Origin of the sequence: Pseudomonas oryzihabitans, from assembly GCF_024652905.1 — a bacterium.
In the GTDB taxonomy this organism is placed as follows: Bacteria; Pseudomonadota; Gammaproteobacteria; order Pseudomonadales; family Pseudomonadaceae; genus Chryseomonas; species Chryseomonas benzopyrenica.
This window is the reverse complement of sequence record NZ_CP102429.1, coordinates 175,100-197,028: the sequence shown is the minus strand read 5'-3', so window position 1 is coordinate 197,028 and position 21,929 is coordinate 175,100. Positions and strand designations below refer to the sequence as shown.

Here is a 21,929-nt window from a genome sequence, read left to right as displayed (position 1 = left end):
AGCCAGATAGAAATGTCCCGATCACGTATTGCAGCTAGCCTACCGGCTTTGCAGCCGATGCGGAGCGATCAGGATGTCAGCCTACGAGCGGATCACGATGAGCCTACGTGAAGTTGGTCGCCTCAAGGTCATCCAGGCGGTGACCGAGGGGTTCCTTACGCCAACACGCGCCGCCCAGCGCCTGCAGCTGAGTTCCCGGCAGGTTCACCGCCTGGTGCAACGTTACCGGGACGCCGGCGTTTCGGGCCTGACCTCACGTAAGCGCGGCCAGCCCAGCAATCATCAGCTGCGGCCTGGCCTTGAGCAGCGTGCCGCCGCTCTAATCCGGCAGCACTACCAGGATTTCGGTCCCACGCTTGCGGCCGAAAAGCTCGTTGAATGTCACGGCTTACGCCTGGCCAAGGAAACCGTCCGGCGCATCATGATGGATGCCGGGTTATGGACGCCGCGTCGGCAGCGACTGCCCAAGGTGTACCAGCCACGCAATCGCCGGGCCTGCCTGGGCGAGCTGATCCAGATCGATGGCAGCGATCATCGATGGTTCGAGGACCGAGCACCGGCATGCACCCTTCTGGTCTACATCGACGACGCCACCAGTCGCCTGATGCACCTAGCCTTCACCCGCAGCGAATCGACCTTCAGCTACTTCCAGGCTACCCGGGCCTACTTGGAGCACCACGGTAAGCCCTTGGCGCTCTACAGCGACAAGGCCAGTGTGTTTAGAGTCAACAGCAAAGATGCTCAGGGTGGCGATGGCCACACGCAGTTCGCCAGGGCCATGTTCGAGCTGAACATCGATACCTTCTGCGCCAACTCCAGCCAGGCTAAGGGCCGCGTGGAGCGAGCCCATCTCACCTTGCAGGATCGCCTGGTCAAAGAATTGCGACTACGAAACATCAGCACTGTCGACGCCGCTAACGCTTATCTGCCGCTTTTCATGGCCGATTACAATCGCCGCTTCGGTAAAATTGCCTGCTCGGATTTCGATGCGCACCGGCCAGTACGCGACGACGAGGACCTGTCTCTAACCTTCACATGGCGGGAATCGCGGCGGGTATCGAAAAGCCTCACGCTGCAGTACGACAGACGTCTCTATGTCCTGCACGACACGCTACAAGCACGAGCTTTAGCAGGCCGATACGCAGAGATCTATCACTACCCTGACGGCCGGATTGAGGTCCGTTCAGCAGGGATTCTCTTTTCCTACGAGACGTTGGATCAGTTGCCTGAGGTCAGCCAAGGCACCATCGTGGAAAACAAGCGGCTGGGCCACGTCTTGCAGGCCGCGCAGCGGATGCAAGAGCAGCGCGATAGCCGTCGGTCCCAAGCGGTACCTGGCAATCCAAAGCCAACCAAAGCGCAGCGCCAAGAGTCGCCGAAGAAGAAGGCCAAAGATTTCATGCCGGAGGATATCGTGGCTGCCCTCGATAAAAGCCGGCCTCCGAAGCGTAGCCGTCATGCGTCAGTCAATCAGCGCTGAAGGGCTCAGTGCGCTTGTAGCGGCCGGGGCCGCATACGACGTGCGCGCAATTCCAGGTCCCGAGGGCCATGGGTGGCAATTGCAGGTGCGTTATAGCAAAGAGAGCCGACATTTTCCTCTCCGCTCCCGGCGCGAATTAATAAGGGTGTTTCGGTCACTCGATGCGCTCAATAGGTATGCACAGGGTATTGGAATACGAGGGTTCAGGATCGAAACCTGACTCTTTTGTAATCCTCGGCTCAGTCAACTGAAAGCTTTCCAGCGCTACCTTGTGGTCCGCGGCATGTGCCGCTGTATTTGCCCAAGGTGCTTCGTCATGAACGTTTCTAAAGCTGTGTTCCTCGCTCTTGCTTTCACCCTTTCCTCGTCTGCTTTTGCTGAAGGGGGCGCCGATCGCGTCTTCACTCGCATGATGGACGCCCAACAAGCAGCGCAAAGCAAGAAAGCCGAGCCGAGGCTAGCTGGCACGTCTGCAGAAAAAAAGATGAAGACGGCAAGGCTTGCTGCTAGCGAAGCGGCCTACCCAATGCTTACAGAAATGTAATCGCGCCCTACAAAGCGCTATGACATCTTTCCGCCTAATCTTCTAACTCCTGTACACGGCACCGGTGCCGTCCTCGCTACCAGGACCTGCTCGTATGGAATCAAGAACCTCTCGACGTACCTTCGTCAAAGGCCTCACGGCCGCCGGCATGCTTGGTGGGCTGGGTCTGTGGCGTTCGCCCAGTTGGGCGGCGGCTGGGTCGACAACGCCCCGCACACTGACGGGTACAGAGTTCGATCTGTCGATTGGCGAGATGCCGGTGAACATCACCGGGAAGCGCCGTACGGCGATGGTGATCAATGGCGGATTGCCGGGCCCCCTGTTGCGTTGGAGGGAGGGCGACACGGTGACGCTTCGCGTGCGCAACAGGCTTGATGCGGCTACCTCCATACACTGGCATGGCATCATCCTGCCTCCAAATATGGACGGGGTACCGGGACTGAGCTTCGCGGGTATCGAGCCAGGCGGCATGTATGTCTACCAGTTCAAGCTCCAGCAAAACGGGACCTACTGGTACCACAGCCACTCCGGCTTCCAAGAGCAGGCCGGTGTGTATGGGCCTTTGGTCATCGAGGCTAAGGAGCCGGAGCCGTTCAAATACGATCGTGAGCATGTGGTGATGCTGACGGACTGGACGGATGAAGATCCGGCTTCGCTGATGCGCACGCTGAAAAAACAGTCCGACTACTACAACTTCCACAAGCGTACCGTTGGCGACTTTGTCAATGACGTGGCTGACAAGGGCTGGGCCGCGACGCTGGCGGATCGCAAGATGTGGGCTGAGATGAAGATGAACCCCACGGACCTTGCGGATGTAAGCGGCGCAACCTACACCTACCTGCTCAATGGCCAGGCTCCGAACATGAATTGGACAGGCCTGTTCCGTCCTGGCGAGAAGCTACGGCTTCGATTCATCAATGGCTCCGCCATGACGTACTTCGACATCCGTATCCCAGGCCTGAAAATGACCGTCGTAGCGTCTGATGGCCTTTACGTGAACCCGGTTGAGGTCGACGAGCTTCGTATCGCCGTGGCCGAAACCTACGATGTCATCGTCGAGCCCACAGGCGAGGCTTACACGGTCTTCGCCCAGTCAATGGATCGTACCGGCTATGCTCGCGGCACCCTTGCCGTGCGGGATGGCTTGGTGGCTCCAGTCCCTCTACTTGATCCTCGCCCCTTGGTCACGATGGACGACATGGGTATGGGCGGTATGGACCATGGCGGCATGGACGGCATGAATTCGGCGGCTGGTGATGATATGCAGACCATGAGCAGCATGGGAGGCAGCCCCATGCCAGCCATGGACCACAGCAAGATGTCCTCTATGCAGGGCATGGACCATGGCGCTATGGCGGGGATGGACCATGGTTCGATGTCTGGAATGGCCGGAATGACCATGCAAAGTCATCCCGCGAGTGAGAAGAACAACCCGCTGGTCGACATGCAGGCGATGACCCCTACCGCCAAATTGAATGACCCCGGCCTGGGTCTGCGTAACAACGGACGTAAGGTACTCACCTACGCCGACCTCAGAAGCACTTTTGAAGACCCTGACGGCCGCGAACCAAGCCGTACTATCGAGCTACACCTGACAGGACACATGGAGAAGTTCGCTTGGTCCTTTGATGGCATCAAGTTCTCCGAAGCTCATCCTCTGGTTCTGAAATACGGGGAGCGGGTGAGGATTGTGCTGGTGAACGACACGATGATGACGCACCCGATTCACCTGCACGGAATGTGGAGTGACCTGGAGGACGAGGAAGGCAACTTCCTGGTTCGCAAGCACACCATCGATATGCCACCCGGATCCAAGCGCAGCTATCGCGTCACCGCCGACGCCCTGGGGCGATGGGCCTATCACTGCCATCTGCTGTACCACATGGAGATGGGTATGTTCCGCGAAGTCCGGGTAGAGGAGTGAAGCTAGTGACCGCGTTGAATCGACTCCACGTTTGTTCGCTGCTTGCCATCACCAGCTTCAGCATCGCTTCGGTTGGTGCCTTTGCTGCCGAAGCGGGCAGTTCTGACCTGGACCACAGCCAAATGCAGGGGATGGATCATTCCAAGATGCAGGGCATGGACCACAGCCAGATGCAGGGAATGGATCATTCCAAGATGCAGGGCATGGACCACAGCCAGATGCAGGGGATGGATCATTCCAAGATGCAGGGCATGGACTCTGGAATGACCACCATGGCGCCCAGCAAGCCGGCAGCCCTCGCTCAAAGCCGCACACCTATTCCGCCCATCACGGATGCCAACCGGGCGGCCGTCTATCAAAGCGGCAAAGGTCACACGGTCCATGACGATGCCCTCAACTACTTCCTGTTGTTCGATCAGCTTGAGTGGCAGGACGCTGATAACGGCAGTGTGCTGAGTTGGGACGTCAACGGTTGGGTAGGGGGGGATATTGATCGGCTGTGGATTCGCTCCGAGGGGGAGCGCACCAACGGCAAAACCGAATCCGCCGAGCTACAAGCGTTGTGGGGCCACTCGATCGGCCCGTGGTGGGACGTGGTGGGTGGCGTACGGCAGGACTTCAAACCAGGGCCGCCTCAGACGTGGGCCGCATTTGGTCTCCAGGGTCTGGCCTTATACAACTTCGAGGCCGAAGCGACCGCTTTCCTTGGAGAGGGTGGCCAAACTGCGTTGAGGCTGGAAGGCGACTACGACATCTTGCTGACCAATCGCCTGATCTTGCAGCCCACCGCCGAAGCTAATTTTTACGGGCAGAACGACCCCAAACGCGGAATCGGCTCAGGCTTGTCCGAGACGGAAGTCGGAGTGCGCTTGCGGTACGAAATTTACCGGGAATTCGCCCCGTACATTGGCGTTAGCTGGAACCGCTCCTATGGCAACACTGCCGATTTTGCCCGGGAGGAAGGGGAAGACCGCAGCGAAGCCCGCCTGGTCCTGGGCGTACGTATGTGGTTCTAACCAGACACCAAATCTCATTCCCCACGAACGCCCCTTGGGCTGTAGGAGTTCGCATGTTCAATCGTGCACCTTTCATCACGCTCTTTGCCGCTGGAATGCTGTTTAGCGCCCTGGCTCAAGCCCATCCCAAGCTGGTGTCTTCGACGCCTGCCGAAGGAACTGAAGGCGCCGCCCCGGCAAAGATCGAGCTGCACTTTTCTGAAAACCTGGTCACTCAGTTTTCCGGCGCGAAGCTGGTCATGACGGCGATGTCGGGTATGGAGCATCCGCCGATGGCGGTCAAAGCGGCTGTTTCGGGTGGCAGTGATCCTAAGACCATGGTCATCGCACCTGCCTCGCCTTTGACGGCCGGCACCTACAAGGTCGATTGGCGGGCGGTGTCATCAGATACCCACCCCATCACCGGTAGCGTGACGTTCAAGGTCAAATAGACATGGAAGATCCGTTCAGCATCGGACTTCGCTTCGCGTTGTATGCCGATTTGATGATGCTGTTCGGGCTGGCGCTCTTCGGTCTCTATAGTTTGCGTGGCCCTGAGCGCCGCTCGGGCATGGTGTTGCCCTTCCTGCCTTTGCTGGCTACAACCGCGGTGGCGGGTCTCTTGCTCTCCGCCGTGTCTATGGTGCAAATGGCCAAGGCTATGAGTGGCGTGGCGGAATGGGGCGAGGCCATGCCGCACGTTGAGATGATGATCGCCGAGACGGAGCTTGGCACCGCCTGGCTTATCCGTATGGCCGCACTCGTGGCCGCTGCTGTGGCCATTGCCTTCAATCCTCGTTGGCCAATGGCGAGCCTGACCGTGGTTTCGCTGCTGGCAGGCGTGGCGCTGGCCACACTGGCGTGGGCCGGGCACGGCGCCATGGACGAAGGCTCCCGCCGCTTCTGGCACTTCAGCGCAGACATACTTCACCTATGGGCCTCCAGTGGCTGGTTCGGCGCGCTGGTGGCTTTTGCCTTATTGCTGCGGCCCAGCAAAGTGGAAACGCGGGCGTCAGTCCAGATCCTATCGCGCACGCTTACCGGCTTCGAGCGAGCCGGGGCGGTGATCGTGGTGCTGATCGTCTTCACAGGTGTGATGAACTATCTGCTCATCGTCGGACCCCAAATCAGGGGACTGGCGCAAAGCACCTATGGCCTGCTGCTGCTGGGAAAGCTGGGCCTTTTCGGCGTGATGATCGGGCTGGCTTCGGCCAACCGCTTTCTCTTGAGCCCGGCATTGGAGCAAGCAGTCCACCAAGGCGATTACACGCGTGCGGCACGGTCTATTCGCTACAGCATGGCCTTAGAACTGGGTTCCGCCATTTTGGTGCTTGGGTTGATTGCTTGGCTTGGTACGCTATCTCCCGAGATGGAAGCGGGGATGTGAGTTTGCCTGGCCCCGTAGTGCCGTCCCGAAAAGATCGTGTAGCCGAGGATGGAGCATGAAGCTGCTGGTAGCTGAAGACGAACCCAAGACCGGAATCTATCTGCAGCAGGGCCTCCGAGAGGCTGGCTTCACGGTAGATCGAGTGGTCACCGGAACGGATGCCATCGATCAGATGCAGACTGAAGCCTATGACCTGCTGATTCTCGACGTGATGATGCCCGGCCTCGATGGTTGGGGGGTGGTCACACGCCTGCGTGCTGCCGGTCAGTCGGTACCGGTGCTGTTTCTGACGGCACGGGATGGCGTGGACGACCGAGTCAAAGGATTAGAGCTGGGCGCCGATGACTACCTGGTCAAGCCCTTTGCCTTTTCAGAACTGCTGGCACGTGTTCGAACGCTATTAAGGCGCGGGCATGGTAGCCCACCGATTCAAACGAACCTGCAGATCGGAGATCTGCAGGTTGACCTACTCAAGCGCCGCGCCACGCGGGGCGGCAAGCGAATTGACCTTACCGCTAAAGAGTTCGCCTTGCTGGAGTTGTTGATGCGTCGGCGAGGCGAGGTCCTGTCAAAATCTCTTATCGCATCACAAGTATGGGACATGAATTTCGATAGCGATACGAATGTCATCGAGGTGGCGATTCGGCGGTTAAGGGCCAAGATTGACGATGACTTCGAGGCGAAACTTCTCCACACCTGCCGTGGAATGGGCTACAGGCTAGACGTGCAGGACGAAGGATGAAGCCAGGTTCACTTACCTTCCGCCTCAGCCTCATGTTTGTAGCCGCGGTCGTCGCTGTCCTCATCATCGTGGGCATCGCTTTCAACGAGCTGAGCCGCCACCATTTTCGTGCTCTGGATGCCCAGGCTCTGGAAGAAAAGCTTGAAGCGATCACCCAGATTGCTCAAGAGCCCGGCGCGAATTCGGACCAGCTCAAGATTCGCTGGCACACGCTACTGGGAGCACATCCCGATCTCAGCGCGGTATTCCTCCAGGCTGACGGAAGCCTCTTTTTTGCAGAGCCTCCCCAGTCATCGGTGCCGTCCCTGGCTCAGGCGACCGAGCACGATGGCGTGTGGGAGTGGGAAAGTGACGGACACATGTTCAGGGCCTTGAAGGCGCCAGTCTCGTCGTCGGAGGCCACTGCTCCGCTGACCATGTGGTTGGTACTGGACGTCACGACGCATATGCACTTCTTCGCCATGCTGGAGCGCTGGTTCTGGGGCGTTCTGCTAGCCAGCACCGTGCTGAGTGCCGCACTTGGTTGGCTGGTTGCCAAGAATGGGCTGCGGCCGGTGGCCAAGGTGACCCAGACAGCCGCCTCGATGTCCGCAGGCTCCTTGAAGGAGCGTATTCCTCTGGAGCCCGTGCCCGATGAGTTACGCGAGCTCATCACCGCCTTCAATTCCATGCTCGGTCGCCTGGACGACTCGTTCATACGTCTATCGAATTTTTCTGCCGACATCGCACACGAGCTACGAACCCCGATCAGCAACCTGCGGACTCATACCGAGGTGATCCTGGCCCAAAAGCGGGACTCGGACGTGTACGAGGAGAATCTGACCTCCAACCTGGAAGAGCTCAATCGCCTGTCGGGAATCATCGACGGCATGCTGTTCCTGGCCAAGTCCGACAACGGCCTGATCGTACCTGAACCGGTCGAGCTGGATTTGGGTAGGGTCATCGGCAAGCTGTTCGGATACTACGAGCTTCTGGCTGAGGATAAGGGTATCCAGCTCAAGGCATCGGGAAGCGCCTTGATCTTTGCGGATAGCGTGATGATCGACCGTGTCGTGTCGAATCTGCTGTCCAATGCCCTGCGCTATACCCCTTCTGGAGAGACGATTGAGGTCTACATCCAGGACTATGGCAGCCGTGTAGAGCTTCGGATAGAAAACCCCGGCCCCAAAATTCCACCGGAGCACCAGGCGAGGATCTTCGACCGGTTCTATCGGGTGGATCCAGCACGTCGCGAAGGTGACGGCAATGCGGGGCTCGGGTTGGCCATCGCCCGGTCGCTGATGACGGCGCATGGTGGCACGATCAACTGTACATCCCAAAGAGGCCGAACGGCCTTCACCCTGACGTTCTTGCGACCTGTTGGCATGCAAACCTGAGCGGATGGCTACCGGTGAGCGGGCCATACCTACGGGCGCTTTCAAAACTACCATCGGGAATGGCTTACAGAATTGTAATGTTCCAGGCAAAACCAATTGCGGCAGGCGCCGGTCGCATATTTTGGGTCCTCTGGACCGAGGTCGGCAGCCGCTCACGCGAGTGGAGTTGCCTACTCACTTCGGGGCCACTCAGGTTCGTCACTCTTTCCCAATCTGGAGATTTACCATGACAAACTCTATGTTCGAATCTTGTATCCAGGCCTGCTCCAACTGCGCTATCGTCTGTGAAACCTGCGCCTCCGCCTGCCTGCGCGAAGACGACGTGAAGATGATGGCGCGCTGCATCGAGCTCGACCGAGACTGCGCCGACATTTGCTACATGGCTGCCACGCTAATGGCTCGCGAGAGCGAGTACGCCAAGCAGTTCTGTGCCCTGTGCGCCACGATCTGCCGTGCCTGTGGCGAAGAGTGCGCCAAGCACGAGGCGCAGCATTGTCAGGCGTGTGCCGAGGCCTGCATGCGCTGTGCCGAGGAATGCGAGCGAATGGCCGCCTGATATCGGTCAGTCAGAGGTGGGGCGGCTCGGCTGCCCTCACCATCTATGCCTCCGTCACACTTAATTGCATCAGTCACTTCACTGACCTGTAACGGCTTCAGGGCATTGGGCGTCCCGGTCCGGCCATGTACGCCTGCACTCAGCTGCCCAAACCTGGCGGAAACCACCGTGACAGCACGAAGCCTCTGGTAGAAGCCAGTACCGAGCTGCGATTGTCATCGCTGCTTTCGTGAAGCTAGAAGACGGCGGCTACTATCAGCAGTCCTGCAGCTAGGTACCAACTATTGATGTCACTCCGATAAGAGTTAGGCTCGGACGTAAGGTCATAATGACATTTTTACTTAGCTGTCAGAGCGACATCTCTACTTAGCCTTGACAGGACGCGCAGCCGGACAGGGCGGCCGTGCGTGCCTACAACCGGTCATGGCGCAAGATCAGATCCAGAATCCGTGCACGCGGTTCGAAACGATGTGCAGCCAGCAAGGATGACGAAAAATGCCTTACTGGTTAGAAAACTTTTACAACTGACGGGATTATTTAAATCCTACACTGTTATCAGCCATTTTAAAAAAATCATCACGCGCACTTTTCTCGAATGGCTTCATTTCGGCGATATCCTTCTTCATGCTCGCCATGCAGGCATTCATTGTGTTTTGCAATGCATAAATAGTTTGTGCCCGGTGCCTGGCCATTTGGTATTTGTAGCTATATTCGTTCGGCTGATAAATTTTTAGAAAGTATGCGGAATCCGAGTATAAAATCGAAGCGACCGCGGAGTTGACAGAAAAATCAGTGAACAGCTGATCTGTAGCACCCTTGGCTTTTTCGATTTCTTCATTTAATACAGACGCCATTGCTGAGCAACGTGCATAAAACTCCGCTTTTTCTGGGCTATGAGGACGCTTGGGTGATAGACCAACAACGATAGGCTCAGAAATGATAGTGGTACCCGCTACCTTGCCCTCCTGACCCTTTAGCAGACTGCGGGCCATGCTTACCTTTTCCGCTCCAAGCTTGCTTTCGGCTGCGTCTATCAGAAGCTTGATTTTTGGAAGGTCGTCTGACTTGAGCTTAGTGCTCATCAGTAGCTCTTGAGCGAGCTGAATCTGCGAATCGGCGTTGCCATCGTCAGACTCGAATCGGAGTGTATCGATATAAACATCGTAGCGAGAGGTGGGAGCTTCGCCTTCTTCCTGAGCTTTCCACTCGACGGACGTCCTTGGGAAGTCAGCGTGAGCCCAATTGCAAGCGAGCACGCTCGATACCAGAATAAATTTCCATGCCCTACCGTTCATATCCACCTTCCATACTGAGTTCTGGCATGATTATCGGCGGTAGATAGAAAAGCTTTAGGCACAAAAAACGTCGAAGCGGGGCTTGTACGGGGAAGCTATCGAGCTTCCTCGGGCTCCATACATCCTAGGCGTCGTCATGCTATTCAAGAGGGCCGCAAGGAAAAAAGTTCTCGCAGTCGGACTCAACATACTGCGTCCGGCCGCCGAACTGAAGGGTAAGTACGCTGGCGTCATCTGATCCATCTGCTATCGCATCTTGCGCAGCATGGCTTTTGTACCAGTGGCCATCTGTACATACGATTAGCCGATCCGGTTGAGCATAGGTAACGCTGCAGCTTTCTGGGACGTGCGCACGATGCACCTTTAAGCATCGCGTCAGCACATGCCGTGCATCGACCGGCGCTGAAATCCCCAGCAGTTCCGCTTGGCGACTGAGCGTATGCGGAACCGTTATCCAGGTAACCGACTCATCGGTCTTCAGGATGCCTAGCTGGCAGTCGCCTGCATAAAGTACCTCCACTTGGAGGACGCGTAGGTCAACGAATACGCAACAATAAGCCGCTTTCTCAATCGAAAACTTCGATCTCAGCCGGTCTTGCTCAGCGTTGATAAGCGCGCGGAGTGAGTCTCCATCAAGCGGCGAAGAAGACTCTTGTGTAGCGATGACGATAGACCTTGCCCAGTGCTGCGCAAATGCGGCCCCATCGCCATCTTCGGCCGCGTCAACTACTACCGCCATTACGCCATATTCTGTATACCCTACCGCAGCAGCATCGTTATTGCTGCTGCGCCCTACGCCTTGGCGGCTCTGCCACGTAACGTGCATCAGCCGACTTCCCCGATCAAGGCTCGCATACGCTCGTACAGCAATCTTTCACGCTCGGGATCGTTTCTGGTTTGGTCGCTGATGGCCTCTGGAAATTGGGGGCAGTCGCTGAATAAAAGGCCGATCTCGGCAGCAATGTAATTTCGAACATCGTCACCTGCCTCTTGGATCTCATCCAAAAGCTCTTCGCGGCCCTCAATAAGATTAAAGATGTCTTCTAGGTCCCGGTTGGCGACCGGCTTTCCATTTCCCCTGCCCTTCCATGCTTCGAGTTTGGTCGCGATGAAGTACACCGGATTGACCAGTTTGATTGAAGTGTGCTCGTCCAATCGGTATCGACTTGAGCTCTTGATCGCATCTTGGTACCAGCGATTCGTAAATCCCAGTGAGTCGTCGGCCGGCATAAAATCAACGCGGAGGTCGCCAAGCATCATCGTGCAAATTGGAACGTTTTGCTTCGCAAGGTGGGGCGTCCTAAACCCAGACGCTCGCAGGCGGTTCTGTAGCTCTAAATATTTAATCGCTCCCATTACGGGTACGATCAAGTCGACGTCATCCGTAGCCCGCACTTGATCGCGAATGAACTCGTCTGTGAGCAGTAGACCGGTTGTACACCCTCCTACGAACGTCATGTCTTCGCACAAATCAGGCCCTAGAGCGTGCGCCACCTTGCATATCATCTCTTTCAAAATCGGAAAGACGTTCATGTCATCTCCAGGCGTTCGCGCAGAAGCTCAATAGCCAAATTTCGCTCCCGTGGTTGGCCAACACGAATGGAATCCACTAGCGCCAACAACGCGTACATCTCTGGATCCTTTCGAGCTGCTAGCACTGCGGTCTTGAAGAGTGGTTCAACTTTCATTCCCATCGTTTTCCCTCGGGCATATGGCCACACCGGGATATGTTCACCGCTGCTGATCAGTGAGCGCGAAAGGACAGGAGCGGCGAATCCGGTCGCAATGCCTCTGGTCAGTTCGCCGTACCGAGCTGGAAAGACGAACCGCAGTCCATAGACGAGAAACTCTAATAGAGCCTGGGTGTTGACCCGGGGAAGCTGAGAGCGCACATCCACCCTAGCTAGGCCGATCTCTACGCAATGCTTCAGAGCCAGGGCGATCTGTGATTTGCTGATCCCGGTCTGTTCCTCCAACGCGCGTGCGGTGTAGTAGGAGGCGCCTGGTGACATATCGTCGAGATCGAAATCCGGTTGATACGAGAAGGCGGCATCTTCCTCATTATGGTGCCAGTCGCGCCAATCGTGTGGCCACGTCGCTACAACCTTGTCTCTCGCCTCGTGTTTTTGCAGACATACGAGTCTGAGCATCACGCCTACGTCTTGACCTTTCATTTTTTGCTCGCTCTACTTGTCCCAAGTCCTAGGACACGGGACAATAAGAACAGCAAATTACCTGTTGCGCAAGCGCGCGAGGTCGGCGAGGTTGGGAATAATTGGCCTGCAGCGCGCTTTTAGATACTTAGAGCGGGCGTGAAAAGCTGGCTCGCACGCGTGCCGCAGAAGACCAGTTCTAGGCTACACGCTGGGCGACACCGGTAACGGCCGGTCTGGGTTAGGCGAGGGTCGGTCCCCCGCTTCCACCATCTTCTGCTACCAGCGGCTCGCCAACGCCGTTGTACAGCGCCGCGTCAGCCTCGCGCGCACGTTGCATGCGGATGACCTCGGCCCCGGTGCAACTGTAACGCCGCCAGTACCGCCGTGCTTCGCATCAATCTACCAGCAGGAGCGGAAAGCCGGTCCGCTGAGCGGCCGCAAGTAGGCTATCCAAGAAGGTATTCCAATCGAAGCAGCGGCGGTCGACCCAGCCCTTACCTAAGTGGCGCGCAGGCGATCTGAGGGATATTGACGAAGGAACTCGCTCGCTGCTTCGGCTGGCGCCTGCAGCCATTCCTTGATCGAGCCATTCGGCAGTATCGCCAACATCCGCTTCTCATCTTCAGGCCGATGGTAGTTCTTCATGAAGGGGTGATCGTCAGCGTTGACGGTCAGCATGGTGAAGCTGAAGCGCCCCTTGCCATCTGGATCGCTCCATTCCTCCCACAGCCCAGCGATCGCCATCAGGCCGCCGTCGGCACGCTCGATCCGCGTGGGCACAGCCTTCCCGCTGCGCCAGTCGGGCTCATAGATCGCTGCTGCAGGGATGATGCAGTGCTGGACCCTCTTCCAGGCGGTGCGAAAGGAGTTCTTTGTGGCAGCCGTTTCGGAGCGGCAGTTGTAGGTGCTGCGCCCGAGCTTTCTGCCCTTTGCCCAACCAGGCAGCAAGCCGAACTGGCCTACCGATATGTCGTACTCCGGTGCGCCGTCATCCTGCGCCTCGGCTGGGTTCAGCCGAACGAAGGGTCCCATGTAGAGGGGCCAGAGCTCGCCTTGGTATTGCTCGTCGACGGAAGCGCCGAATGCGCTTTTCAACCGCGCCGGCGTCGGCGCCTCATAGTGACTGCACATGCCCTGTCGCCTCCGGGAAATCTAACCTGGTGCAGCCGCCTTGTTGGCCGCGCCACCTTGTTTGACCCGTTGGCCACGCTGCGTTCCAGATGGGCTGCTGCCACCTTATCGGTCAAGGAGCCGCAAGCACCCCCGCCTCCCAGCCGCAGGCTCAGCGCCAGGGACAGGTGAGTGGGTCCACCCACCATGGGATTCGAGCATGATCATCAGCAGATATCTGAGTTCCACCGATAGCATCGCGGTCCTCTGAAGCGGGGCAATAGCTAAGCTGCTCCCCAATTCTCCGGGCGAAATGTGGCCCTACTTCACCAGATCCAAGATCTCAGGTCCTGAAATTGGAATGCCAGCAGGGACGCTCACGAAATCGCTGATTCGGCCCAAGAATGCAGCGGCGTCGTCTGTGTTCGAGAGGGGGCGGCCGAAGAGCAATACGTTCGCCGGGTAGCCATTCTGATCCCAGTCGATCGAGAGGCGCTCCAGCTGGTACAGCACACCGTTGCGGAGCCGCTGAACAATCCCGTCTTTCTCGTACCCAGCCTGCCCCAGCGCGTGCTCGCAAATAAAGCGCCTGATCGCAGAGCTCTTGAACAACGCGTCAATCTGCGCCTCAGGTGAAGCGTTGCGCACCTGCTCCCAGACTTCCGGCTCCGCCATCATGAGCACGCTCATCAGCTCGGTGCGCAGCCGCGCGATGTAGCTGTTCAGCCGGTGGGACATTGGGACCTCAGATCTGTTGTCGCTGGTATACGGTGATCGCTAGCAGACCGGACCGGTCCAGCGCGGGCCTCGTCACGAGCTGCCAGCCCGCCATGCTGCCAAGGTACCGCACGCCGTCTTGGTTACCTGCGTGGCGATGCTGCTTATGCCGAAGTACCTCGGCAGGGAGCGTCACTTCGCGATTCAGGTCACGGACCACCCGCGCCAGCCGCGGGAAGACGTTCTCCGGCTTGCACTCACCCTTCGTCTCGTCCAGGTACTCGACCAGGGTGTGATGGGTCAGATAGATCTTGCCGAATACCGGGTTCTCTACCGACGGTTGCGGAGGGGGCGTTCCGTCCCACTTAACGCAGAAGGCCTGGTGATCCCCACGGGTCCAGGGCTTGTTCTTCTCGACGCTGATACCGCTGAGGCCGAAGAACTGGGTGCGCAGCGCGTTCGACGTCTCGTAGAGCTCGCCCTTGGAGCTGTCTGAGAGCAACAGGCGCTTCACCGCACCGCGTGACACCACAAGCTTCAGGTTTCCGCAGTTACGCTGGTGCCCGGCCAGCTCGAATTGCACCAGGGCGCACCACAAGCCGTAGAGCTCGATGAAGTCGAGCACGTTGTCGCCGAGGTCTCGGCTCAGGTGGACCTCGATCCGGCGGAAAAAGCGGTCGTCACCATTGAACAGGACGCTGTAGACGCCTGGCGCGTCCGTGGCCGCGGTGCTCACTTTGCAAACTTTATAGGTCATCGTTTGGATCTCGGCAGGTAACTGGAACCTAGTCTCCATGCCTTTCGAAAATTGCAAACGCCGATTCTAGCGCGGTTGTGGGTCGAACCTTCCAGTGCGTCATACGATCACTCAGAAGTCGTCGTAGCTGACCTTCCAGAACAGGTCGACGCTACCGTCATCGCGGTGGGCAATGATGACGCCCTCCATCTCGCTGATCGCCTCGAGCAGCTGGTCCCAGTCCTGATCTCTCGCGTCGCGTCGTTCAACGTGGACGTGCTTTTCTCGGACGCCAGGCGCGCTCATGACTTGCCTATGAACCCTAGCGGCAAGCTGGTCATAGGGCGTCAATGCCGGCGGTGGGGTGCGGGCCATCTCCACAGGTCCCATGGGGATGTTCTTTTATACAGTATTAAACCGGCCGGCCTGCTGGCAACCGGTGCGTGCCTGGCGAGACGAAAGGCATCTGCGTTGATCGCGAGGCAAAAAAAAAGGGTCAGCGTGCGCTGACCCTTTCAGGGTGTTCGGTCTGACCGAACAAGGTGTTGATGATGAGCTGAGCCTCGGCGGCGTAGGGTCCGAGGAAGGTCAGCGTAGCGCCCTCCTCTGCGGCCCTTACGTGAAGCAGGATCCGGTACCGGCCGTAGTGCTCCCGGTACCGCTCCCTGACCAGCGCGCGGTACTCCCCCGGGCCGCCGGCAAACGTCGCCGGCGGCGCAAAGGGATCGATACCGTGGCTGCCTGGCGCCGTGGGCACGATCCGCGGATCGAAAAGGTAACTGCTCACGCAACTGCCCTCCTCGCCCACTGCGGAAAGCCCATCCGCCCCAGCTGCAACAGCACATCATTCCAGTCGACGCCCTTGGCGCCCTCCGGAATGGGGAGCGGCGGCGCGAAGACCTGCAGCTGGATGTTCCGCTCCCAAAGCCGCTTGCGCAGCACCTTGGCAGCTTCCTCTCCACGACCGGACCGGTCCTTGTCGATCCAGATGCGAACGAGCTTGGTCGACGGCCCAGGCTCAAACGCTTCCAGCAAGGTGGCGCTCACCGCCGGGTAAACCCGAACCGCAAGATCCATCCCTGTTTCGATCGCAAACGCGGTCTCCAGGCCTTCGCACAGGTCGACGACCTGAGCATCCCACGGCCCGGTGCAGATGGCGCCACCGGTAACCTGACGATCACTGGGATAGGCGCACATCTTCTTCGGGTTCTCCACCGGTGCCTTCTCGCCGCGGGCGGTGAGAAAGTGCCGGTGCAGGGTGATTGGCATCTTCGCCTTCGAGACCTTGGCGACGATCGCCGGGTACTCGCCTTCAAAGCGCCCATCTTCATTGTGGCTGGACAGGCCCCGGTGAAACCGCACCGTACCTTCGAGGCCGCTGCGATCCCAGATCAGGATCTTTCGGCTGGCCAGGTACAGCCGCGCGGGTTCGGCATCGGGATGAGTCAGCGGGATGGTCTCCGCCCACATCTTGTTCAGCCGGTTGCGCAGCATCGTGTCCTCCTCCGCCTGCTTCGCCGCTGCGGCTTCGCGCCGGGCTTGAAGCTGAGGCAGGCTCTGGCGATTGACACGCTCCTGCACGTTCTCGTCATCGGTAGAGCGGATATCCAGGCGGTCTCCCACCAGCGATACCGCATCAGCGAAGTCGATACTCTTGAGCCACTGCAGCAGCGCGAACCCGTCCGGGAACGCACCGCAGGTGTTGCAGATCCCGCCGCCGGACTCGTGAAAGTCCTTGCGGAAGAAGCGGAAGCCATCCCCCTTGCGCCCGGTCTTGCCGTGCACAGGGCAGGCGACATGGCGCCCCACCTTGCTGAATGCGCGTGCATCGATCTCAGGGCACAGATCCTCCAGGATGGAATCCCAGCCCCGCACCTTTGCCGCGTCACGCACCACACTCGCTTTCAAATTTCTCATCATGGACCTCCAGGTAAAGCCCAGCACCGGGGCTTCCCGAAACCCCCGAGACGGGAGCTTGGGGAAGCCCCGGCGCTGGGGAATGGTCCAGAGAGACTTCGCCCCCGGAGGGGGATAAGCCCCCCTGGGGTTGGTTGGATCAGGCTGCCTGCCGCAGGCGCGGTAGGGACAGCGAGTCGAGGTACTGACGGGCAGTACCGATAGCTTCGTGAATGACCTCGCGGCCGGCGCTGCAAACGCGCTGACCCTCCGGAAGCTCAACGCCGTAGACGTGCTTGCCAGCGAGAAGGATGTCGCCACCCTCCTCTTCACCAGTGACCAGGTAGACCTTGGCCTCCAGTGCGCAGAAGCGCAGCTTTTCCTCCATGACCGCCGAGATTCGCTCATCGAGCTCGTCGTCGGTGGTCTGCCATTCGAACGGGTTGTAAGTCTCGTCCTCGAAGGCGTTGAGCTCTACACGAAAGCGATCCAGGCGAAAGACTCGCAGCTGGACGCTTTCGCGCAGGTAGCGCTCAGTGAGGCTGTAGCCCAAGCGCGCAAGCATCGCTCCCGTCGACACGACGTCCTCTTCCAAGGCCGTCATGAAGCGGTGGAACGCGACCTTATGCGTAGGGCCGCCGTATACCTCCGCGGCGGTACCTTCAACGCTACGAGCCGACTCGCTCAAGGACGTTGATCGCTCATGTACATAGCGACCTGGATCTCGAGACAGCGTGAGCTCCTCGTCCTGGTCAGCGTTTTCCTTGAGCTCGCTCCAGATCGCCGGAAGGATCTCCGGTACCAGGCGCGGGCCAAGCTTTTCGATATCGAGCGTACCGGTGAAGCTTGCGCCGTCGCCCTGGCAGTAGCCGAGGGAGAAGCGCACGTCGTCGGACGGGTAGCCAAGCTTGACGAGCTGGCGGGCCATCATGGTGGTAAGCGCGGTGGTGATAGACATTCCTGGATCTCCGGTAAGCGCGGAGTCCGGCCCCGGCGGGGACGAAGCCCGCGCGGGTTAGGGGTGGCCGATCAGAACGATAGGCCGGTGCTGAAGAGCTCAGCTGCTGCATCACGAGGGCGCACCATGGCGCCATCGAGAATCCACTGTGGACTGCCTGAGAGGCACTCCGCAGTAGACTCAAAGCAAGCCCCGCCGCATGTGCGGGGACTCGCTTGAGCGATCGCTTCAGAGAAGCAGATCGAGAACGACAATCACCAGATTGATGATCTCGGCCATGGTGCACCTCCTGGTTGGGAGGGACCCTGCCCCCATCGGGAGCAGAAGTCCCGTGGGGAAAGGCCTTGCGGCCCGCTGATACGTCTATCGGTGAAAGCTCAGCCTCCCGGAAGAGAGGCTGGCCAGGATTAAGCTCAAGCCTTGCGAGCTTGCGCCTTTACCGCGTTGATCGCGCCCCGCAGGGGTGCGAAGTAGATCGCCGGCGCCTGCTTGGCAGCGCTGACGAACTCAGCAGCGAAGGTTTTGAAGAAACGCACCAGGTGATGTCGGAACATGGTCGGCTCCTCGCCAGTACATGTCCTGAGCATACGCCCGGGCTGGTGCCATCACAACGGCTTTGTGCCACTGTTTTGGTGGCAGTTTTGCAGCTGTCGCCACTGCAAAGTGACACCGGTTATAGCCCCGCGTAACGGAGCGAAGTAGATGCGCGGTGCCTCGCGGGCCGCCGTGATGAACTCCGCTACCGCTCTTCTTACCTTCGAGCCTTCAGTGATCATCTTTGATCTCCTTGAATGCCTTCCAGGACGTGAAGCCCAGGTAGGACAGGAACAGCAAAGCATCGACCACCAGGATGGTGTGCTCGAGGAAGAACAGCACCGTGAGCGTGAACTCAGCGACGTTGTACTCCCGCAGCTTGTGCACCAGGTATCCCAGCAGCACCGCCGGCATGGCGACGATGAGGAAGATGCCGGTACCGACCAGGCTATGGCCGGCGAAGTGCATCAATGGGTGGTACCAGGGAACGCGGACAGCAGGGTCTTTCTTGCTATGGTCTCCCATAACAGGCCTCCATCGAAAATGCAGAGACCCTTGCCCCACGGGGACAGAGATCCCCGCGGTGGGTTGAAGTGCTGAAGGAAGATGCTCAGCTACATCGTCTTCACCGATCGCATGATCGAGTGAAAGATTCTTACAGCGCGGCCTGGCTTCAGGCCGCTGCTACGAACATCTCAGCCGCCAGCTGGTCGAGCAGGTTGCCCTGGTGCTCGATCCAGTTGAGTAGCGCCTCCGCGAGAACCGGGGAGAATCCCTGTTCCAGTGCGGTAGCAGCCAGCTCAGCGACGAGCCTGGAGGGCAGCATCTCAATAGACGCGTCCCCCAGGTCGAAGCACGACGGCACCACCTCTTGCGGGGTGCCCTCGAGCTCGTCGAACTCAGCGCCCAGGACATCCATCAGTTGCGCAAGCGCGAGATATTTGGCCTTCAGCTGCGGATCACCTCCACCCTGGTGGGTGGCAGCGAAGTATTGCAGCGCTTCGAGCATCACCGAAGGCTCGGGAATGCCAGCCGCTTCATTTGGCACGAAGTGCCAGCAGTGCACGAATGCACCCCGCTCGCTACGCGACACAACGGTTCTGTCATCGAACTCGATGTCGTCGTCCGGCATTGCCTGCGCAGCGCTCACGAACGCGCTTTCCTCAGGCGTCATACCGAAAGCGTTGATGCAGTCACCGAAGGTCAGCCCTCGTTCGACGGCGGCCTGCAGCAGCTGTTTGGCGTCGAGCGCGCGCAGCGACTGCACGAGCTTGAGGGCATCCGCTTCAGCGCAGGGACGTACCGCGTTTTCGTGATTCATGGTCTAGCTCCTTGGTAGAGCCAGGCCGCGTCCCTACCGGGACTAGGCCCGGCTGGGTGGGGTTATGAGTAGATGATGCGTTCGATGGACACGAGCGGTATCAGGGTCTGCTTGAGCAGCTCCATTGGGGTGTCGACGACCAGCACGTGATCGCCAAGAGCCTCAGGGAACAGACACAGCAACGTGCGTCCATCCGTGAGGCGGGCGCGAAAGCTCGTGTGGACATCCACCTCTCCTTCGGCAAAGTTGATTCTGGCCCAGGGATACACCTGGCAGAGCCGTTCACGCTCAACGTCGGAAAACGTCGAGACGAAGCCTGAGTAGAGATAGTTCGCAAGGTGGCGAGCGGTAACTTCCATGGTCTCTCCGGTAGAGGGCGAGACCAGTCCCTGCGGGAGAGCTCCCGCCAGGGTTTATCGATGTGCTGATAGAGGATCAGCTGCCTTTCGACGCGGCCACCATTGGCCACGCTGAAACCGCTTTGCAAAGGCCTGCTTTGCGAAACGGTTTCCGATCCGCCGATCCAGAGCCACAACGGCCCTGGATCGACATCGGCGTTCCCAGCAAGAGGAACGGGTGCAGCGGCGCAGGCAAGCCTGGACCGCCGCCGATGTAGAAGGAAAGCTCTATTTCTCTGCCTGGTTCGCCTTCCGGATCAGATCGTCCGTAGTGCTCGACAGCAGTCTCCACAAAGCCACGGCGGGCGCCCAGTAGCCGTACATGGTCTCTCTTGCGCCGCGCTTGAAGCCACGAATGAACTCACTCATAGCTGTTTCCTCTGGTGATGTCCTATTAAAGGGCTGCCAAGCAACCCATCAACCGATCTTAGTCTAGGTTCTTGCACGCTTTGATAGTGGATTTTATCACCCACCACAGAAAAAACGCACAGTCACCATAGAGAACCGCTTTTTCGAGCACTGTAAGGATAGGGACGAGCGGTCTTCCGTATTCCAATGTGCCGACCTGGTGGGTAAACCAAGCGAGCAGCAGAGCGGCCGAAGCCAGGATTAGAAAGAACAACACCCCTACGAGCACGTGAGCGACGAATGCGCCCAATAGACCTATTTTTTTCAACATTGTTATCTCCGGTTATGACGGGATAACAACGCCCTGACGGGGTTGTTAAACCCCGTCGGTTTAGTAAGTGCTGGTGGTACCAGCTTTTCAAAACAGACCACCATGGGTCTGCCTGAAACCGCTTGAGCAAGCTGCTCTTGCCGAAGCGGTCTCTGCCCCCCCTCAGCCAGGCTGAAGGGGGGCGAGATCGTCATGCCGCGAGTCGATAGGTGCCAGGTGCGACGCGCTCGAAATAGCGCTCGTCCTGGACGACCTGCCGAATCTTGGCCTCCCAATGGTTGTTCGCCCGGGTAGCCGCGTAGGCCTCGAGCTGCGTGTTGATTTCCTTGAGATGCAGCGTCTTGCCGCCCTGCAGCAACCGATGCACCGCGGCTCGCCAGGTGATGCCCTGCATGGCCTGAGCGCGCTGCTGGACCTTGGCCAGGAAGTGCAGTGAACCGCGCTCCTTGCGAAAGACCAGCAGCTTCTCGTGCGCGATGCGTACGACGTTGCCGCCATAGGTTCGCCGGTCCGAGACGCAGTTGTGCTGCGCCTTGATCAGCTCGTCGATCAGCTTGCCGGGCGCGACCCGCTCCACCAGCGAAGAGAGATTGAAGTACTCCCCCTGCCGGCGCAGGTTGCCCATCAAGATGCCGTAGGTACCGCCGCGCTCCATGGCGTCGTGGATGTTCATCAAGGCCAGCTCCAGCGCCTCAACAAACTCCCCCATCGCCATGCGGCTCATGTCCCACCGATTGGGCTCACCCCAGACGTTCCCGCTGTACTGGATCATGTCCAGGTACGCCGGGTGCCAGAAGCACGAATGTGCCTCCTCGCCCAGGAACGTCTGCAGATCATCCAGCAGCAGGTTGAAGCCCTGGTGCAGGTCGGTACCTTTGAAACGCAGCCCCATCTCCTGAGCCACCTCGACCGAGGTGCCCCCGCCAATGCTGGGATCGAACGCCAGGCCGTCCTTGCGCCGGTGGTAGGTCGCGAAGAAGCCTTGGATGACGTGGCCGCTGCAGTTACCGCGGTAGCGGCTGTTGCCCCAGGGCCCACGGTCCGGGAAAGACAGGATCGAGTTTGGGAATTTCATGATGTGCTCCGTATGTAGGAGGCACACCCCCTATCGGGGGTAATGCCCCG

At 58.9% G+C, this 21,929-nt stretch carries 26 protein-coding genes; 9 read left to right on the top strand and 17 right to left on the bottom strand.

Going from position 1 to position 21,929, the window contains the following annotated elements; all coding sequences use genetic code 11:
• Positions 1 to 73 precede the first annotated feature (73 nt).
• The 9 genes from NRG74_RS23585 to NRG74_RS23545 all read left to right on the top strand — a co-directional run bounded on the left by NRG74_RS23585 (position 74) and on the right by NRG74_RS23545 (position 9,004).
• Positions 74 to 1,480 (top strand): ISNCY family transposase, encoded by a 1,407-nt coding sequence (locus tag NRG74_RS23585; protein WP_231357415.1) that lies wholly within the window; start codon positions 74 to 76, stop codon positions 1,478 to 1,480.
• Positions 1,481 to 1,796: 316 nt separating this feature from the next.
• On the top strand, positions 1,797 to 2,024 hold the full coding sequence (locus NRG74_RS23580) for a co-regulatory protein PtrA N-terminal domain-containing protein (RefSeq protein ID WP_257706750.1): 228 nt from the start codon (positions 1,797 to 1,799) through the stop codon (positions 2,022 to 2,024).
• Positions 2,025 to 2,118: 94 nt separating this feature from the next.
• On the top strand, positions 2,119 to 3,948 hold the full coding sequence (locus NRG74_RS23575) for a copper resistance system multicopper oxidase (RefSeq protein ID WP_257706749.1): 1,830 nt from the start codon (positions 2,119 to 2,121) through the stop codon (positions 3,946 to 3,948).
• A 5-nt stretch (positions 3,949 to 3,953) separates the two neighbouring features.
• Complete coding sequence (locus NRG74_RS23570; protein WP_017641153.1) at positions 3,954 to 4,964, top strand: copper resistance protein B; 1,011 nt, start codon at positions 3,954 to 3,956, stop codon at positions 4,962 to 4,964.
• A gap of 53 nt (positions 4,965 to 5,017) precedes the next feature.
• Positions 5,018 to 5,395 (top strand): copper resistance system chaperone CopC, encoded by a 378-nt coding sequence (gene copC / locus NRG74_RS23565; RefSeq protein ID WP_007163121.1) that lies wholly within the window; start codon positions 5,018 to 5,020, stop codon positions 5,393 to 5,395.
• A 2-nt stretch (positions 5,396 to 5,397) separates the two neighbouring features.
• Positions 5,398 to 6,330 carry a copper homeostasis membrane protein CopD gene (copD, locus tag NRG74_RS23560; RefSeq protein ID WP_074585335.1) on the top strand — a complete coding sequence of 311 codons (933 nt, stop codon included), beginning with the start codon at positions 5,398 to 5,400 and terminating at the stop codon, positions 6,328 to 6,330.
• 55 nt (positions 6,331 to 6,385) lie between these two features.
• Entirely contained in the window at positions 6,386 to 7,072 is a 687-nt protein-coding gene (locus NRG74_RS23555; protein ID WP_074585336.1) for a heavy metal response regulator transcription factor, read from the top strand.
• Positions 7,069 to 8,448 carry a heavy metal sensor histidine kinase gene (locus NRG74_RS23550; RefSeq protein WP_074585337.1) on the top strand — a complete coding sequence of 460 codons (1,380 nt, stop codon included), beginning with the start codon at positions 7,069 to 7,071 and terminating at the stop codon, positions 8,446 to 8,448. The genes NRG74_RS23555 and NRG74_RS23550 overlap by 4 nt, the downstream gene beginning before the upstream one ends.
• A gap of 226 nt (positions 8,449 to 8,674) precedes the next feature.
• A complete protein-coding gene (locus tag NRG74_RS23545) occupies positions 8,675 to 9,004 on the top strand; it encodes a four-helix bundle copper-binding protein (RefSeq protein WP_007162846.1) in 330 nt (109 codons plus the stop codon).
• Positions 9,005 to 9,537: 533 nt separating this feature from the next.
• On the opposite strand, the gene NRG74_RS23540 is transcribed toward NRG74_RS23545, so the two are convergent.
• The 17 genes from NRG74_RS23540 to NRG74_RS23460 form a co-directional block, all read right to left on the bottom strand.
• The gene (locus NRG74_RS23540) at positions 9,538 to 10,086 is read right to left on the bottom strand and encodes a hypothetical protein (RefSeq protein ID WP_169854969.1); all 549 of its coding nucleotides are present in this window, start codon (positions 10,084 to 10,086) and stop codon (positions 9,538 to 9,540) included.
• Positions 10,087 to 10,438: 352 nt separating this feature from the next.
• Positions 10,439 to 11,125: a PP2C family serine/threonine-protein phosphatase gene (locus tag NRG74_RS23535; RefSeq protein WP_132833155.1), complete on the bottom strand. Its 687-nt coding sequence runs from the start codon at positions 11,123 to 11,125 to the stop codon at positions 10,439 to 10,441.
• Complete coding sequence (locus tag NRG74_RS23530; RefSeq protein WP_007162844.1) at positions 11,125 to 11,832, bottom strand: nucleotidyl transferase AbiEii/AbiGii toxin family protein; 708 nt, start codon at positions 11,830 to 11,832, stop codon at positions 11,125 to 11,127. The genes NRG74_RS23535 and NRG74_RS23530 overlap by 1 nt, the downstream gene beginning before the upstream one ends.
• Positions 11,829 to 12,473, bottom strand: coding sequence for a hypothetical protein (locus tag NRG74_RS23525; protein ID WP_007162843.1), 645 nt, complete (start codon positions 12,471 to 12,473; stop codon positions 11,829 to 11,831). The genes NRG74_RS23530 and NRG74_RS23525 overlap by 4 nt, the downstream gene beginning before the upstream one ends.
• 480 nt (positions 12,474 to 12,953) lie before the next feature.
• Positions 12,954 to 13,586: an SOS response-associated peptidase gene (locus NRG74_RS23520; RefSeq protein ID WP_007162842.1), complete on the bottom strand. Its 633-nt coding sequence runs from the start codon at positions 13,584 to 13,586 to the stop codon at positions 12,954 to 12,956.
• Between the two features lie 300 nt (positions 13,587 to 13,886).
• Positions 13,887 to 14,303, bottom strand: a complete 417-nt coding sequence (locus NRG74_RS23515) for a hypothetical protein (protein WP_007162841.1) — start codon at positions 14,301 to 14,303, stop codon at positions 13,887 to 13,889.
• Positions 14,304 to 14,310: 7 nt separating this feature from the next.
• Positions 14,311 to 15,039 carry a hypothetical protein gene (locus NRG74_RS23510; RefSeq protein ID WP_231893055.1) on the bottom strand — a complete coding sequence of 243 codons (729 nt, stop codon included), beginning with the start codon at positions 15,037 to 15,039 and terminating at the stop codon, positions 14,311 to 14,313.
• A 111-nt stretch (positions 15,040 to 15,150) separates the two neighbouring features.
• Complete coding sequence (locus tag NRG74_RS23505; RefSeq protein ID WP_231893056.1) at positions 15,151 to 15,393, bottom strand: DUF1654 domain-containing protein; 243 nt, start codon at positions 15,391 to 15,393, stop codon at positions 15,151 to 15,153.
• Between the two features lie 121 nt (positions 15,394 to 15,514).
• Complete coding sequence (locus NRG74_RS23500) at positions 15,515 to 15,805, bottom strand: hypothetical protein (RefSeq protein WP_169887019.1); 291 nt, start codon at positions 15,803 to 15,805, stop codon at positions 15,515 to 15,517.
• Positions 15,802 to 16,938, bottom strand: coding sequence for a DUF7146 domain-containing protein (locus tag NRG74_RS23495; protein WP_169887020.1), 1,137 nt, complete (start codon positions 16,936 to 16,938; stop codon positions 15,802 to 15,804). Before NRG74_RS23495 ends, NRG74_RS23500 begins: the two co-directional genes overlap by 4 nt.
• A 136-nt stretch (positions 16,939 to 17,074) precedes the next feature.
• On the bottom strand, positions 17,075 to 17,872 hold the full coding sequence (locus NRG74_RS23490; protein WP_169887021.1) for a hypothetical protein: 798 nt from the start codon (positions 17,870 to 17,872) through the stop codon (positions 17,075 to 17,077).
• A gap of 413 nt (positions 17,873 to 18,285) precedes the next feature.
• A complete protein-coding gene (locus NRG74_RS23485; RefSeq protein ID WP_156522273.1) occupies positions 18,286 to 18,426 on the bottom strand; it encodes a hypothetical protein in 141 nt (46 codons plus the stop codon).
• A gap of 211 nt (positions 18,427 to 18,637) precedes the next feature.
• Positions 18,638 to 18,931: a hypothetical protein gene (locus NRG74_RS23480; protein ID WP_064307005.1), complete on the bottom strand. Its 294-nt coding sequence runs from the start codon at positions 18,929 to 18,931 to the stop codon at positions 18,638 to 18,640.
• A gap of 148 nt (positions 18,932 to 19,079) precedes the next feature.
• A complete protein-coding gene (locus tag NRG74_RS23475; protein ID WP_169887022.1) occupies positions 19,080 to 19,727 on the bottom strand; it encodes a hypothetical protein in 648 nt (215 codons plus the stop codon).
• 62 nt (positions 19,728 to 19,789) lie between these two features.
• Complete coding sequence (locus tag NRG74_RS23470) at positions 19,790 to 20,086, bottom strand: hypothetical protein (RefSeq protein WP_257706748.1); 297 nt, start codon at positions 20,084 to 20,086, stop codon at positions 19,790 to 19,792.
• Between the two features lie 267 nt (positions 20,087 to 20,353).
• A complete protein-coding gene (locus tag NRG74_RS23465) occupies positions 20,354 to 20,494 on the bottom strand; it encodes a hypothetical protein (RefSeq protein WP_156522274.1) in 141 nt (46 codons plus the stop codon).
• A 500-nt stretch (positions 20,495 to 20,994) separates the two neighbouring features.
• Positions 20,995 to 21,879, bottom strand: a complete 885-nt coding sequence (locus NRG74_RS23460; protein WP_257706747.1) for a DNA adenine modification methylase — start codon at positions 21,877 to 21,879, stop codon at positions 20,995 to 20,997.
• Between the last annotated feature and the right edge of the window lie 50 nt (positions 21,880 to 21,929).